Raw genomic sequence first — 14,317 nt, forward strand, 5'->3', positions numbered from 1 at the left:
ATGAAATGTAAGCTAGAAATTGTAAGTGGATTTTTAGGTTCAGGTAAAACATCTTTTATAAATTCTTATTTAACTACAGAAATGTGTAATAATGATGAAACATTAGTGGTTCTTCTAGAAAGGGGAACTACTAATATAGAAAAAAAATTTAAAAATGTAAAAATAGTTTATTTAAATAACTGTGATAATATGGAAGATTTATTGATAGATGAAATTAAACATAAAAAATACAATAGAATAATAATTGAATTTAATGGAACTTATGATTTAAGTATAATTGCTAAACTTTTAAAAAATAGAAAAGTTAAAGAACAAGTAACTTTTTATGGAAATTACTTTATAGGAGATAGTAGTAATTTAGAAGTTTATTTAAAAAATATGGGAGAACTAATAATACCATTTATTCAATCAAGCAAAATAATTGTTTTAAATAATTTAAATTCTATAAATAAAGAAAAAAGAGAAAGATTAATGAATATAATTGAGGGTATTAATCTTACTGCACCGATTATTTGTTCTTTAAGCATAAATAATTTAAAAGAAGATTTAAACAAAAGTAGTTATTTTAGGGAAGGTATATTGACTAGGGGAATTAGAACTCTTTTTAATAAGGAGGGAAAATAAAGATTGAGTATGGGATTAGAAAAATGGGCTAATACATTTATAAGTATGATTTTAGAAGCATTACCTTTTATATTAATTGGTTCAATTATTTCAGCAGTAATACAAATGTACATTTCAGAAGAATTAGTAAAAAAAATACTTCCTAAAAATAAATTTATTTCAATAATATTTGCTGCATTTGCTGGAGTTTTCCTTCCAATATGTGAATGTGCTATAGTGCCTATTGCAAAGAGCTTAATAAAAAAAGGAGTACCAATAGGTGTTTCCATAGTATTCATGCTTTGTGTACCTATTGTAAATCCTGTAGTTATTGCATCAACATTTTATGCATTTAATGATATTAAAGTTATTTTAATAAGAGTATTTGGTGGAATATTATGCGCAATAATAATAGGAATTTTAATAGATTTATTAACAAATAAAAGAAAAGAAATTATAAAAAGTACTAATGATTATGAAAATTTATGTGATTGTGGTTGTGTAGTAACAGATTATTTTTATAATAAATCAAAAATAAGATTATGTTTAGAACATGCTAATAAGGAGTTTTCAAATATATTAAAGTACTACATATTTGGATCATTTTTATCAAGTATATTTATAACTATAGTTAATGATACAATGCTTAACAATATGGCAAGTGGAAAATATTTAGCCATAATTATAATGATGCTACTTTCATTCCTACTTTCCTTATGTTCTGAAGCAGATGCATTTATAGCAAAGGGATTTTTAGAACATTTTGGACTACCAGCTATTTCAGGATTTTTAATACTTGGACCAATGATAGATTTAAAAAATGCTATAATATTGGGCTCATATTTTAAAAAGGGATTTACAATTAAGCTTATTACTTTAATTATTTTAGTTGTACTAGCATTTTCGGTAAGTTTAACAATAATCATATAGGAGGTAGCATGAAAAAATTTAATGTAGATGAATTTATATGGTTATTAATACTAGTTCTTTTAACAACATTTATTGGTTATTTAATGTTATCAGGATATATATATAAATTTTTAAGTCCAAAAACTGCTAAAAATTTATATATAGCTTTAGCTATATTGCCTATTTTAATTATAGTTCAAATATTTAAAGTTATAAGTTTTAATACTAGAAAAGATAATTCAATTAGTTATATACCTATAATATTTACTTTAGTAATTGGAGTTTTTATATTATTAAATGATTTTATTTCTCAAGAACAATTTAGCATAAATGACTATAAATTTAAAAATAGTTCTGCTAATGAAGCAATAGAAGTATCTTATGAAAATCACCATATAATTGAGGAAATAAGTGAAAATGGACAAGATTATTTAGGTAAATATATAATTTTCACTGGATTTGTCCACAAGCATAATGGTGAAGAAAAATTTATTTTGGCTAGAGAAGAAATGAACTGTTGTGTAGCAGATTCAGTAATAATAGGATTAAATTCAATTTGTAAAGATACTTTAAAAGAAGGTCAATGGATTAAGGCATTAGGTAAAATAGAGTATGATGGAAACTACTACTTTAATATAGAAGAATATATGAAGGTGAAACCACCAGATAACCAATATTTTTAACAATGAAATGACTAGTTATATAATATATAGCTAGTCATTTTATTTATAATCAATCAGGTTCAACATGAATAATAACATCAATTTTTTTTCCTAGTCTATCAGATAAAGTATCCTCAACCTTATGAACAAGGCTATGTGCTTCATCAACGCTTAAATTTGAGTCTACTTTTATGTGCATATCTAAGAATACATAATCTTTATATCCTCTAGATCTAATATTGTGAACATTTTTTATATCATCAAATTCATCTAAAATATCAACAACAACTTCCTCATCTAACATTACCTTATCCGTTAAAGAAGAAAGATTATCTCTAAATATTTCGTAAGCTGCATGAAGAATAAATAAAGCAACAACGAAAGACGCAATTGTATCTATTACTGGAGGAAGTCCGAGTTTTACAGAACATAGAGCTATAAGTACTCCTATGGAAACAAAGATATCACTTTTAGTATGAAGGGAATCAGCTATTAATAATTGACTATTAAGCTTTTGGCCTTGTTTATTTTCATAAAAGGCAACAAATATATTAATAAATAAAGTTATTAACATAATAATTAAACTTTCTAGACTAACTTCCAATGTTGAAGGATTAAATAATTTACTAATAGAAGATTTAATAACATTAAAAGATATAAATAGAAGCATTGTTCCTATAAACATACTTGCAATTGTTTCGAATTTTTTATGTCCATATGGATGATCGGTATCTTTAGGTTTTGAAGCCATAACAATACCAATCATGCCTACAATATTCGATGCACCATCTGAAATGGAATGAAATCCATCAGCCATTACACTAGAACTATTAATAATTAATCCAACTAATATCTTTGATACAGCGACAACTATATTAGCTATTAATATTATTAATAATATTATCTTAACTTTTTTATAATTAGATTCTATTTTAGTCCTCTCCTTTACAAATAATCTACAATTTCATTTTATTCTTACAAAATATAAAAGTTACAATGAAATAAAAAATGCAAAAATGAGAATTTAGTGTAAATAAATAAAGATTTTAAGGGGATGGGGAATAGAGTAATCAAATTAAAGGATTAAGGTATTTATGAATAAGTTTTGGTTAAACTAAAAGTAAAATTAAATGGAGGTCGATATTTTTTATGACTATAATAAATTTTATTTTATTTAACTTTATACTATATTCGCTAGTAGGATGGGTAATTGAAGGAGTATATAGCTACATAATAACAGGAAATTTTAAAAAGGAAGGTTTCATGAAAGGACCATATAAACCAATGTATGGTATTGCTTTTACTATTTTAGTTTTATGTGATAAGTATTTTAATTTTAATAATATTATAAGCTTTATAATTTTTCTAATAGTTCCAACAACTGTGGAATTTATAAGTGGATATTTATTAAAAGAAATATTTAATAAGCAATATTGGGATTACTCTAAATTAAAATATAATTATAAAGGTTTGATAACATTAAGATTTTCTATATATTGGATGATATTGTGTTATATAGGAATTAATTTACTTCAACCTATAGTAAATAATATATATTTAAGTTTAGAAAAGGTATTTAGAATGACAAATGGCATTGTTATTTTTATAATAATTATTGATTTAATAATGACAATAAAAATGCTTTATAGAAGTCCTGTTATTCAAAATTAATAGTAAGTATATTTGTAAAAAATTCAAGGTTGCTTAATTCTTAGTATTTTTATATGATATAGATATATAAATTTATAATTTAAGAAGGAGAAGATTATGTCATTTGAAAAATTAGATACAAAAGATACAGAAGTTAAAGAAGGAAGAAGTTGTGTAATTTTATGCAACTTTAATCAAAAGGAAATAAAAACAGTAAGCAATCTTGCTGGAATGATTGGAATTAGAGATAGAATAGTTTTAAGCTATAAAAATGGAAATTCAATCGTGAAAGATGTAATAGAGGGTAATATATTAAGTGATGCAGAAGATGGAATAAAGAATAAAGCAATAATATTTAATAATATTCCAGGTGCTAAAATGGGAATTTTCATTGAAAACTTAAAGAAATTTAGAGTTAATAATGTTTTAAAGGCAACAGTTACAGAAACATCTAAAGAATGGACTATTAATGTGTTATTAAAAAATTTAGTTGCTGAAAGAATAGCAATGAAAACAGGAAAAGATTTTGAACATGATGCAGAATAATTTACTTTATATTTATTCTTAGATAAAAGAGGTGATTTTAAATGGGGGTTAAGAGAGAAGTTGAATTACAAACAATAACTACTAGATTTTTAAATCTTAAAAATCTAGGATTAGATGAAGAAACAATTATAAAGTTACTTGAAATAAATGAAGAAGATTTAGAAGCAGTAAAATTAAATTTAGAAAAATAATTAAGATAAGGCTTTTAGTCTTATCTTAATATAAATAGGTGTTAAATGAAATTAAATAAAAAAGTCAAATGTTTAGCAAGTATTATTTTAAGTATTACTATATTAATATTTTTAGGGTTTATAATTTGGACAAGCAATACATATAAACCATTAAATGAATTATTTAATACCATAAGTGTAGACGAGTACTCTAAAGAAGAGAGCTTTTATGTATTTTATCCAAAACAAAATAATAAAAATGTAGGAATAGTTATATATCCTGGTGCTTTAGTAGAACCTTTAAGTTATTCTTATTATGCTAATGAGTTATCAAAGGCAGGATATTTAGTGTCAATTGCAGATGTCAATTATAATTTATCAATTTTAGACAATAATAAAGCAAGTGAATTTATAAAAAGAAATGCAGATATAGATGATTGGTATGTTGGTGGACACTCTATGGGGGGAGTAAGTGCCGCTATGTTTGCAGAAAATAATCAAGGTATAGTTAAGGGAGTAATATTGTTAGGATCATATCCATCAAGTAGTAGTGATTTATCAGATAATGATATAGAAGTTCTTAGTATATATGCTGAAAATGATGGATTAACTACTATAGATGATATAGAAGATAGTAAAGAAAACTTGCCAGCAGAAGCAGTTTTTAAAGAAATCAATGGTGGAAATCATGCACAGTTTGGGGTATATGGAAATCAAAAGGGGGATAATGAGTCTATAATATCTTGGGAAGAGCAACAAAAGGAAATGATAAATACAACATTAGAGTTTTTAGAAAAATAGATATTGTAAACTAATTAGTTTACAATATCTATTTTCATATTTCAGACATAACAGCAACAGCTAGTAGTCTAGGACCAGAGTGAATTCCAACAGCTGGAGTTATGGTACCTTTATATATAAATGTAGTATTTTCATGAGAAGATAAGATTTCTTTAAGTTTATCGGCTTCATTATGCATAGTACCAGTCATTATTATAACTTTACCTTTACCTTTATTTAAAATATTTGTAGCTAAATCTTGAAGCTTTTTAAATGCTTGTTTAGACCCTCGAACTTTTGCATAATTTGTGTACGCGCCATCATCGTTCATAGTTATTATAGGTTTTAAATTTAGCATTTCTCCTATTCCACCAGTAACTTTACCGATTCTACCTCCTTTTATTAGATATTCTAGAGTATCTACAGTAAAGTACATCCATAAATTTTCTCTAAGTTTAGGTATTGAATTGCATATATCTTCAAAATTCATTTTTTTATTAATCATCTTACCAACTTCAATAACTAATAATCCAACTGCCATAGAGAGTATTTTAGTATCAAATATAAATGTACTTATTTTATCTTCAAATTGCTCACTAGCTAACCTAAAACTGTTTATTGTACCTGATAAACCAGATGATATAGGTAAAACTATTGCATGAGTATATCCTTTTTTTAATAATTCAGCATATAAAGATATTACATCATCTACAGCAGGCATAGAAGTCGTAGGAAGTTCTTGTGGTAATTTAGAATAAACTTCTTCAGGAGTAATGCTTATTCCATCAATAAATTCTTTATCTTTATATAAAATTTTTAAAGAAACAACTTTAACATCATATTCATCAATAAATTCTTTAGGTAAACCACATGTACTATCAGTTATCAATGCAATCTTATTCATAAAAACATTCCCTTCATTTATTGTTATATCAATAATATATCATAAAATTAAATATGGTCAACATGTAGTTTTAAAAACTAGATAATAAAATGTTACTTTCTATGGTGTCATAAAAGTAACTTATTCAATTATTCCAGATATTATGATATACTATCAAAAAAAGGAGAGGAGTGATGTTGTGAATTATCTTATTCTATTTTTGGAGGGAATAATTACGTTTGTTTCACCATGTATATTACCTATGCTTCCTATATATGTCTCATATTTTATGGGAGGTAGTGATGATAGAAAGGGTAATAAGGCTTTGATAAACTCTATTGGATTTGTAATTGGATTTTCAATTGTTTTTACAATTCTAGGTGGAGCTGCTGGAACCTTTGGAGTATTTATACAAAGGTATATGAAAACTTTTAATGTTGTAGCAGGAGCATTATTAATTCTATTTGGATTAAATTACATTGGAGTTTTAAAAATATCAATTTTAGATAGAAGTTTTAAATTAAAAAATAAAAGTGATTTAAATAATCTTAATTTAATTTCTTCAATATTATTTGGAGTTATTTTTGCAATAGGTTGGACACCGTGCGTTGGAACTTTTCTAGGATCTGCTTTAATGCTAGCAGCAAATAGTAAAGATTCAATGCAAGGGATATTCATGTTACTTACTTATAGTTTAGGCCTTGGAATTCCATTTATAATATCAGCATTATTAATTGATACATTAAAGGGTGCTTTTACGTTCATTAAGAAAAATTACAAGGTTATTAATACTATTTCAGGGATATTGTTAATTATAATAGGTTTTTTAATGATGACAGGATACTTAAATTTATTATTATCAATACTTACATTTAATTAGGGAGGTAAAAAGCTTGAATGATAAGAAAAAATTAATAACAATAATTATATCTTTAATTTTATTAATTGTAATAGTAAAGTTTGGATATGGATATTTAGCTGGTGAATATATGCCTATAGATACAACAAATGAAAATAGCTCAACAGATTATAAGGCAGCTAAAGATTTTGAAGTTTATGATGAAGCTGGAAATTCAATAAAGTTATCTGATTTTAAAGGGAAAAAACCAGTTATAGTAAACATATGGGCAAGTTGGTGTGGCCCATGTAAAGCAGAAATGCCATATTTTGAAGAAGCAATGAAAAAGTATGGTGATGATGTTGAAATACTTATGGTAAATCTTACAGATGGGAAAAGAGAAACTAAAGAAAAGGCATTAAATTATTTAAAAGAAAACAATTTAGATATGAAAATAGTTTTTGATACAAAATTTAGTGCGGCAAATGCTTATGCTGTTCAAGCAATACCAAGAACTATATTTATAGATAGAAATGGGAATATAGTTAAAGATAATAAGGGATTAATTGATCAAAAAATATTAAATAACTATATTAAGAAGCTTATAGAGTAAACTTTTATAAAATATAAGGTCAGGCAAAAGATTATGTGTCTGATCTTATATTTTTATAGTAATATAAAATATAATGACTTTTATTTAGGGGGATATTTGGGTGGATAGCAGGAGGTTACTTTCTTTAATAAAAAAGGAAGAAGGAGTAAAGCTAGATTTTAAATTAAAGCTATCATTACAATCAGAAGGAAATAAAAAAGAGCTTGCAAAGGATGTTTGTGCTATTGCTAATTCTAGAGGGGGAAGAGGATATATAATAATAGGTGTAGAAGATAAAAGTAAAGAAATTATAGGTATAAATGAATCAGAAATTGTAAAAGAAGAGCAAGTACAGCAAATAGTATCATCAAGATGTGAGCCACCTATCCCAATATCAGTTGATACATGTAATATTCAGGGAAAAAAAGTATGTGTAATAACTATATATTCAGGAGAGCAAAAGCCATATCAAGTAAGAGAAAATGGAGCTTTCTATATAAGAAGGGGTTCAACTACAGATACAATGAGAAAGCAAGAGTTAATAGAAGCTTTTGAAGAGAATTTAGATTTCTTTATGGAAACATCTATAGTTATGAGAAGTGATATTTCATTTTTGGATGAAGATTTACTTAAACAGTATTTTAAAAATAAAGGAATAGAGCTAAATGAAGAAAATAAGGAGTTTCTTTTAGAAAGCTCTAGAATAGCATATAAGGAAAAAGAAAGTGAAAATATGAGTTGTACTCTAGGAGGATTATTAATATTTTCAAATTATAATAGCTTATGGATACCCCAAAATATGATAAAAATTATAAATAGAATAAATAAAAATAAAGATGAAGTTATAATAATTCAAGGTAATATATTAGAAATGGTTGATAAGGCAGAAAAGATAATTTATGATTTAATGCCAAAGGAGTACCCATCATCTGCAATAATAGAAGGAATAAAAAATGCAGTACTATATAGAAAATATTCATCAGTAAATAGAGTTATTGAAATAAATATTGGATATAAATCTATATCTATAAATAGTCCAGGGGCTTTAATAGAAAAAAACAACTTAGATAAAGGAATAAGTCACAGCAAAAGAAATATGTGGCTTTATGAAAAATTAATAACTTTAGATAATAATAAAAGATTTTTAAATAACGGAAGAGGATTCTTAAGAATGAAAAAAGCCTTCTATGGCGTTGGTAAGGTTAAATTAATAAATTCAATTAAAGATGATTATTTTAAAGTAATATTTCCTGGTATAAGTATATATAATAAATAAGTTTGTGACTTTATCACAAACTTATTTATTATTTTATTTTATAATTTGTATGAGGTGATTTAATTGAAAAAAGCTATATCGATAATATCATTAATATTTATTTTTAATTTCACATTCTTTACAGGCTGTACAAATAAAAAAGATATCAGAGAAGAAAATGAAGCTTCTGAAAGTGTAACTGAAGATATTAAAGTAACCCAAATAGATGCAGAAGAAGCAAAAAACGAAATGGGAAAAAATGAAGTTATTATTTTAGATGTGCGATCTGAAGAAGAATATAATAGTGGACATATAGAAAATAGCATTTTAATACCTATAGATAAATTAGAAGAAGAAGCAGAAAATATATTAAATGATAAGAATAAAAAGATTCTTGTGTATTGCAGAAGTGGAAATAGAAGTAAAAAAGCATCGAATATATTATTAGAAAAGGGATACACTAACGTATATGATTTTGGTGGCATAAAAGATTGGCCATACGAGATTGTTAAATAAAACAATATAGTCCTTGAAATTATAAACTATTATGATATAATAATTATTATTAGATAATAAATTTATATTTATTAGTAAGGGGAGTTTAAGATGAATAATAGAGTGGAATTAATATATGAAAATAATGAGTATAGCGTTGCTGTTAATGGATCAGTAGTAAATAGGGATAAAGATTTAGAAAATGCTTTTTCACAATTTAAAAGTGTTATAAATAATAATAAAACTGCTGAAGCAAGAGCATGGAATGATATAGTAGAAAAATTTCAAGCATTAAATAATAAAGATTTAGAAATAAATTATGAATTTAGAACAATGAGTTATGGTAATATGAAGTATTTCTATAACATGGGTAAAGTATTTTACATGGCAAATGGTTCTATGATACCACTTATTGGAGGATATGAATTATTTAAGTTTGTTTTAACTGTAGTATGTAATGGAAATATAGAAAAGGCTAATAATTTTGTGGAATTCTGCAAGGACGTAATGTTAGCAAAAGTAAATTATAGAGTTACAGAAGCAAGTATAATAGTTTCTAGTGCAAGCTTTAATTATGGTTCAGCAGAATATAATTTTAATAGTGGAAAAATAAATAAAGGAGCTTCAATAATAAGTGGAAGTTTTGAAGAATTTAAAAATTATGTTTTAGATATAATAAAACCAATGTAAAGGGTGAGAGTTATCTCATCCTTTTTATTTGTTACATTATATATATTAATGTATAATTATTGTGTGAAAAAAATAATGATTATAGTATAGGAGTATAAAAATGACTTTAGAAAAGAAAATTACAAGACTTACAATTAGTATTTTTATTGCAGTAATATTAATTATAAGTATTTTTTCTTTAGTAGTTATAAATAATAAAGTAACTGAAGCAATAGGAAAGAGTCTTATTGATACTGCTTTTGTGGTGGCAGCCAATCCTATGATTCAAAAAGAATTAGCTGATAATGGAGATCCAACACATTTAAAAGTCCAAAACTTTGCTGAAAGAGTAAGACTTAAAACAGGATTATTATTTATAACAGTTATGAATAATGAAGGAATTAGATATTCGCATCCAATTCCCGATAATATTGGAAGAAGATTTTTAGGTGGAGATGAAAAGTTAGTTTTAAGAGAAGGAGAAACCTATGTATCTGAAGGAGAGGGGCATTTAGGCAGATCTATAAGAGGCTTTGTACCAGTACATAAAGATGGTGTACAAGTTGGGGCTGTAGCTGTAGGAATGCTAAAAAGAGATTTACGAGGGGAGGTGAAGGAATATATAAAAGGATTAATACCTGTATTTATAGGAGTTTTTGTTGTTATAATTTTTTTAGCAAAGAAGTTAGCTATTAACATAAAAGAAGATATTTATGGATTAGAGCCAGAAGAAATAGCTATTCAATTAAGAGAAAAAGAATCTATTATCAATAATATAGAAGAAGGATTAATAGCAATAAATAATTCTGGATGTATTACAGTAATAAATAATAAAGCTTCAGAAATACTTAATATAAATTCAAATGATGAAATAGATAGTAAAATAATAAATTTATTATTTGAAGTTATGTATAGAAGAAGTAGAATATTCAATAAGGAAATACGATTAGAAAATAATATAATAATAATGGGAAATTTCTACAGCATTATTGGTGAGTATGGCAAGGTTGTAGGAGCAATTGCGAGCTTTCAAGATTTTACAAAGGTTCATAATATGGCAGAAGAGTTAACAGGAGTAAAGGAGCTAACTTGGAATTTAAGAGCTCAAAATCATGAATTTATGAATAAATTACATACAATAGCAGGACTAATACAATTAGATGAAACTGATAAGGCTTTGGAGTACATTTTCCATACAACAGAAACTAGAGGAATAATAACAGATAATTTAAGTAAAATAAAAGAGCCATCAATACAAGGATTGTTATTTTCTAAATATAATAAGGCGGATGAAATGAAAATAAAATTTGAAGTTGATGAAAAATCATACTTAAAGTTTATTCCTAATAATATAAAAGTACAAGAGATATTGACTATTATAGGAAATCTCTTAGAAAACTCAATTGAAGAACTTAAATCAAGAGAAAATGGATATATATATATTGGAATCTTTCAAGAAGAAAAAATAAAAATAATAGTTAAAAATAATGGAAATAAAATCGCTGATGATACAAAAGAAGAAATATTTAAAAGGGGATTTAGTACAAAAGGAAATTTTAGAGGCCTTGGCCTATATAATATAAAGAATATTATAGAATCATTAAATGGCAGTTTAAAATTAACTTCAGATAAGATTACAACATGGGAGGTAGAAATATAGCAATGAATAAAATTAAAGTTTTTATTGTTGAAGATGACCCAATGGTAAAGGAAATAAATACAAGGTTTCTAGAAAAGCTTGAAGGTTTTATAGTTGTAGGAGATGCAAGTAGCATAGAAGAAGCAAAAATTAAAATTACTAAAGAAAAGGCTGATTTAGTTTTATTAGATATTTTTTTGCCAGATGGAAAAGGTATAGATTTATTAAAATGGATAAGAAGCAAAGAAATAAATATAGATACTATTTTAATTACCGCTGATAAATGTAAATCTTCAGTAGATGAGGCATTTAAGTATGGTGCGATTGATTATTTAATAAAACCATTTAAATTTGAGAGATTTAAGGAAGCTTTATCTAATTATAGGAATAGATTTGTTGAATTAAATAATATAGATAATATAAATCAAGATTATATAGACCAATATATATTAAATATTAATGCTAATTTTCTAGATGAAGAAATACAAGAAAAAGAATTGTGCAAAGGTTTGAGTTTAAAAACATACAATAAAATAATCAATTATATGATCCAAAAGAATGGACAAGATTTGACTGCAGAAGAAATTGCAAAAGGAAGTGGACTAGCTAGAGTAACGGCAAGAAGATATTTAGAAAAGATGGTTGAAGAAGGTAAAGTTGAAATAAATCAGGAGTATGGAAAAATAGGTAGACCAACAAATTATTATATACTTAAAAAATAAGACCAAAAAGACCAAAATAAACAATATGACCACAATATTGATTGTTTATTAATTAACAAATATACTAATGATGAAAATAACTCAAAGATTAAGGGGAGAATGTTAAATGAAAAAGAAGGTTTTAGCATTAGTAATGTCAGCTTTAATTTTAGTTCCAACAGCTTTAGTTGGTTGTGGTGGAAAAAAAGAAACTGCTGATATAGTTGTAATAGGAGCTGGTGGTGCAGGATTATCTGCTGCTGTACAAGCTAAACAAGATGGAGTACAAAATGTTGTTGTTTTAGAAAAGATGCCAATGGTAGGTGGAAATACAAATAGAGCTACAGGTGGATTAAATGCAGCTGAAACTGAACAACAAAAAGCAAAAGGCATAGAAGATTCAATACAAACTATGTATGATGATACTATGAAAGGTGGATATGAAAAAAACAATCCTGAATTAGTTGAAAAGTTATCAAATGAAGCTAAAGAGTCAGTTGCATGGTTAACTGATTTAGGTGCTGATTTATCAGATGTTGGTAGAATGGCAGGAGCTACAAATTATAGAACTCATAGACCAACAGGGGGAGCAGCTGTAGGAGCTCATTTAGTTGATACATTAAAGGCATCAGCTGAAAAAGAAAAAGTTGATTTAAGATTATGGAATGAAGCAAAAGAAATAGTTTTAGATAAAGATGGTAATGTTTCAGGAGTAAAGGTTACTGATAAAGAAGGAAAAGAATATACTATAAATACAAAAGCTGTAGTTATTGCAGCAGGTGGATTCTCAGCTAATCAAGAAATGGTAGTTAGTTATAAAGAAGATTTAAAAGGATTTGCAACAACTAACCATAACGGAGCTACTGGTGATGGTATAGTTCTTGGAGAAAATGTTGGTGCTGATTTAGTAGATATGAAGGAAATTCAAACTCATCCAACAGTTGTTCCAGAAAAGGCTGTAATGGTAACAGAAGCTGTAAGAGGTAATGGAGCAATTCTTATTAATAAGGATGGTAAAAGATTTACAAATGAATTATTTACAAGAGATGTAGTTTCAAAGGCTATATTAGATCAAAAAGATGGAGTAGCTTATCTTTTCTTTGATGAAGGATTAAGAAAGAGCTTAAAAGCAACTGAGGAATACTTCAATATGGGATTAGTTACAGAAGCGGATTCAGTAGAAGAACTAGCAGAAAAATTATCAATAGATAAGAATACAATGGCTGAAACAATTAATAAGTACAATGAAGCGGTTGCAGCTAAAAAAGATTCAGAATTTAATAGGGAAGACCTTCCAAGACAATTAAATGAAGGAAAAGTATATGCTATACCTGTAACTCCAGCTGTGCACCATACAATGGGTGGATTAAAGATAAATACAAATGCTGAAGTTTTAAATAAAGATGGAAATGTAATTCCTGGTTTATTTGCAGCAGGAGAAGTAACTGGTGGAGTTCATGGTGGAAATAGATTAGGTGGAAATGCATTAGCTGATATAGTTACTTTTGGTAGAACAGCAGGAAAAAATGCAGCAGCATTTATTAAATAGGATTTAATTGTAGGAGGAATAAAAATGAAGAAAATAACTGCAATATTAAGCACAATAGCATTATCAGCAACTTTGTTAGTTGGCTGTGGTGGTGGAAAATACACTGATGGAACATATACAGGTGAAGGTCAAGGCGCTTCTGGAGCAATAAAGGTAGAAGTTAAAGTTGAAAAAGGAAAGATATCTGAAGTAAATTTAGTTGAACATAACGAAACTAAGACTTTAGTTGATGGTGTTAAAGATAATTTAGTTCCAGAAATAATTGAAAAGCAAAGTACTGAAGGTGTTGAAGCTATATCAGGAGCAACTAATTCATCAAAAGGTGTAATAGAAGCTGTTAATAAAGCTTTAGAATCAGCAGTAAAATAAAAATTAT

General features: G+C 26.4%; 18 protein-coding genes. 16 read left to right on the forward strand and 2 right to left on the reverse strand.

The window, feature by feature from the left end:
- The 3 genes from I2A75_RS09795 to I2A75_RS09805 are packed head-to-tail and all read left to right on the forward strand — an operon-like array spanning position 1 to position 2,195.
- Positions 1-624, forward strand: a complete 624-nt coding sequence (locus I2A75_RS09795) for a GTP-binding protein (protein ID WP_195264294.1) — start codon at positions 1-3, stop codon at positions 622-624.
- A gap of 9 nt (positions 625-633) precedes the next feature.
- A complete protein-coding gene (locus I2A75_RS09800; protein ID WP_195264295.1) occupies positions 634-1,533 on the forward strand; it encodes a permease in 900 nt (299 codons plus the stop codon).
- Between the two features lie 8 nt (positions 1,534-1,541).
- Positions 1,542-2,195, forward strand: coding sequence for a membrane-spanning protein (locus I2A75_RS09805; protein ID WP_195264296.1), 654 nt, complete (start codon positions 1,542-1,544; stop codon positions 2,193-2,195).
- Between the two features lie 49 nt (positions 2,196-2,244).
- On the opposite strand, the gene I2A75_RS09810 is transcribed toward I2A75_RS09805, so the two are convergent.
- Complete coding sequence (locus tag I2A75_RS09810) at positions 2,245-3,105, reverse strand: cation diffusion facilitator family transporter (protein WP_195264363.1); 861 nt, start codon at positions 3,103-3,105, stop codon at positions 2,245-2,247.
- A gap of 218 nt (positions 3,106-3,323) precedes the next feature.
- Between I2A75_RS09810 and I2A75_RS09815 the strand changes: the two genes are divergently transcribed.
- The 4 genes from I2A75_RS09815 to I2A75_RS09830 all read left to right on the forward strand — a co-directional run bounded on the left by I2A75_RS09815 (position 3,324) and on the right by I2A75_RS09830 (position 5,341).
- Positions 3,324-3,845, forward strand: coding sequence for a putative ABC transporter permease (locus I2A75_RS09815; RefSeq protein ID WP_195264297.1), 522 nt, complete (start codon positions 3,324-3,326; stop codon positions 3,843-3,845).
- Between the two features lie 96 nt (positions 3,846-3,941).
- The gene (locus tag I2A75_RS09820; protein ID WP_195264298.1) at positions 3,942-4,370 is read left to right on the forward strand and encodes a DUF3783 domain-containing protein; all 429 of its coding nucleotides are present in this window, start codon (positions 3,942-3,944) and stop codon (positions 4,368-4,370) included.
- Positions 4,371-4,411: 41 nt separating this feature from the next.
- Positions 4,412-4,561, forward strand: a complete 150-nt coding sequence (locus I2A75_RS09825; RefSeq protein WP_195264299.1) for a hypothetical protein — start codon at positions 4,412-4,414, stop codon at positions 4,559-4,561.
- Positions 4,562-4,606: 45 nt separating this feature from the next.
- Positions 4,607-5,341: an alpha/beta fold hydrolase gene (locus tag I2A75_RS09830; protein ID WP_195264300.1), complete on the forward strand. Its 735-nt coding sequence runs from the start codon at positions 4,607-4,609 to the stop codon at positions 5,339-5,341.
- A 34-nt stretch (positions 5,342-5,375) separates the two neighbouring features.
- On the opposite strand, the gene I2A75_RS09835 is transcribed toward I2A75_RS09830, so the two are convergent.
- A complete protein-coding gene (locus I2A75_RS09835) occupies positions 5,376-6,224 on the reverse strand; it encodes a DegV family protein (protein WP_195264301.1) in 849 nt (282 codons plus the stop codon).
- A 178-nt stretch (positions 6,225-6,402) separates the two neighbouring features.
- Here I2A75_RS09835 and I2A75_RS09840 point away from each other — a divergent pair, with 178 nt between their 5' ends.
- From I2A75_RS09840 to I2A75_RS09880, 9 genes are all read left to right on the forward strand, one after another.
- Positions 6,403-7,083: a cytochrome c biogenesis CcdA family protein gene (locus I2A75_RS09840; protein WP_195264302.1), complete on the forward strand. Its 681-nt coding sequence runs from the start codon at positions 6,403-6,405 to the stop codon at positions 7,081-7,083.
- Positions 7,084-7,096: 13 nt separating this feature from the next.
- Positions 7,097-7,654, forward strand: a complete 558-nt coding sequence (locus I2A75_RS09845) for a TlpA disulfide reductase family protein (RefSeq protein ID WP_195264303.1) — start codon at positions 7,097-7,099, stop codon at positions 7,652-7,654.
- 100 nt (positions 7,655-7,754) lie between these two features.
- Positions 7,755-8,909, forward strand: coding sequence for an RNA-binding domain-containing protein (locus I2A75_RS09850; protein ID WP_195264304.1), 1,155 nt, complete (start codon positions 7,755-7,757; stop codon positions 8,907-8,909).
- 63 nt (positions 8,910-8,972) lie between these two features.
- Positions 8,973-9,404, forward strand: coding sequence for a rhodanese-like domain-containing protein (locus I2A75_RS09855; protein WP_207733797.1), 432 nt, complete (start codon positions 8,973-8,975; stop codon positions 9,402-9,404).
- 90 nt (positions 9,405-9,494) lie between these two features.
- On the forward strand, positions 9,495-10,073 hold the full coding sequence (locus I2A75_RS09860) for a hypothetical protein (protein WP_195264305.1): 579 nt from the start codon (positions 9,495-9,497) through the stop codon (positions 10,071-10,073).
- A gap of 100 nt (positions 10,074-10,173) precedes the next feature.
- On the forward strand, positions 10,174-11,712 hold the full coding sequence (locus I2A75_RS09865; protein ID WP_195264306.1) for a sensor histidine kinase: 1,539 nt from the start codon (positions 10,174-10,176) through the stop codon (positions 11,710-11,712).
- 2 nt (positions 11,713-11,714) lie between these two features.
- Positions 11,715-12,413, forward strand: a complete 699-nt coding sequence (locus I2A75_RS09870) for a response regulator (RefSeq protein WP_099346620.1) — start codon at positions 11,715-11,717, stop codon at positions 12,411-12,413.
- A 106-nt stretch (positions 12,414-12,519) separates the two neighbouring features.
- On the forward strand, positions 12,520-13,941 hold the full coding sequence (locus tag I2A75_RS09875; protein WP_243242132.1) for a flavocytochrome c: 1,422 nt from the start codon (positions 12,520-12,522) through the stop codon (positions 13,939-13,941).
- A 24-nt stretch (positions 13,942-13,965) separates the two neighbouring features.
- Positions 13,966-14,310 (forward strand): FMN-binding protein, encoded by a 345-nt coding sequence (locus I2A75_RS09880; protein WP_035285121.1) that lies wholly within the window; start codon positions 13,966-13,968, stop codon positions 14,308-14,310.
- Positions 14,311-14,317 lie beyond the last annotated feature (7 nt).

This window comes from Clostridium sp. 1001275B_160808_H3 (assembly GCF_015550425.1).
In the GTDB taxonomy this organism is placed as follows: domain Bacteria; phylum Bacillota; class Clostridia; order Clostridiales; family Clostridiaceae; genus Clostridium.

Bases quoted from the DNA above. Each gene is read 5' to 3' on its own strand.
- I2A75_RS09795 (WP_195264294.1), top strand. From the start codon at position 1: ATGAAATGTAAGCTAGAAATTGTAAGTGGATTTTTAGGTTCAGGTAAA.
- I2A75_RS09800 (WP_195264295.1), top strand. From the start codon at position 634: ATGGGATTAGAAAAATGGGCTAATACATTTATAAGTATGATTTTAGAA.
- I2A75_RS09805 (WP_195264296.1), top strand. From the start codon at position 1,542: ATGAAAAAATTTAATGTAGATGAATTTATATGGTTATTAATACTAGTT.
- I2A75_RS09815 (WP_195264297.1), top strand. From the start codon at position 3,324: ATGACTATAATAAATTTTATTTTATTTAACTTTATACTATATTCGCTA.
- I2A75_RS09820 (WP_195264298.1), top strand. From the start codon at position 3,942: ATGTCATTTGAAAAATTAGATACAAAAGATACAGAAGTTAAAGAAGGA.
- I2A75_RS09825 (WP_195264299.1), top strand. From the start codon at position 4,412: ATGGGGGTTAAGAGAGAAGTTGAATTACAAACAATAACTACTAGATTT.
- I2A75_RS09830 (WP_195264300.1), top strand. From the start codon at position 4,607: ATGAAATTAAATAAAAAAGTCAAATGTTTAGCAAGTATTATTTTAAGT.
- I2A75_RS09835 (WP_195264301.1), bottom strand. From the start codon at position 6,224: ATGAATAAGATTGCATTGATAACTGATAGTACATGTGGTTTACCTAAA.
- I2A75_RS09860 (WP_195264305.1), top strand. From the start codon at position 9,495: ATGAATAATAGAGTGGAATTAATATATGAAAATAATGAGTATAGCGTT.
- I2A75_RS09865 (WP_195264306.1), top strand. From the start codon at position 10,174: ATGACTTTAGAAAAGAAAATTACAAGACTTACAATTAGTATTTTTATT.
- I2A75_RS09870 (WP_099346620.1), top strand. From the start codon at position 11,715: ATGAATAAAATTAAAGTTTTTATTGTTGAAGATGACCCAATGGTAAAG.
- I2A75_RS09875 (WP_243242132.1), top strand. From the start codon at position 12,520: ATGAAAAAGAAGGTTTTAGCATTAGTAATGTCAGCTTTAATTTTAGTT.
- I2A75_RS09880 (WP_035285121.1), top strand. From the start codon at position 13,966: ATGAAGAAAATAACTGCAATATTAAGCACAATAGCATTATCAGCAACT.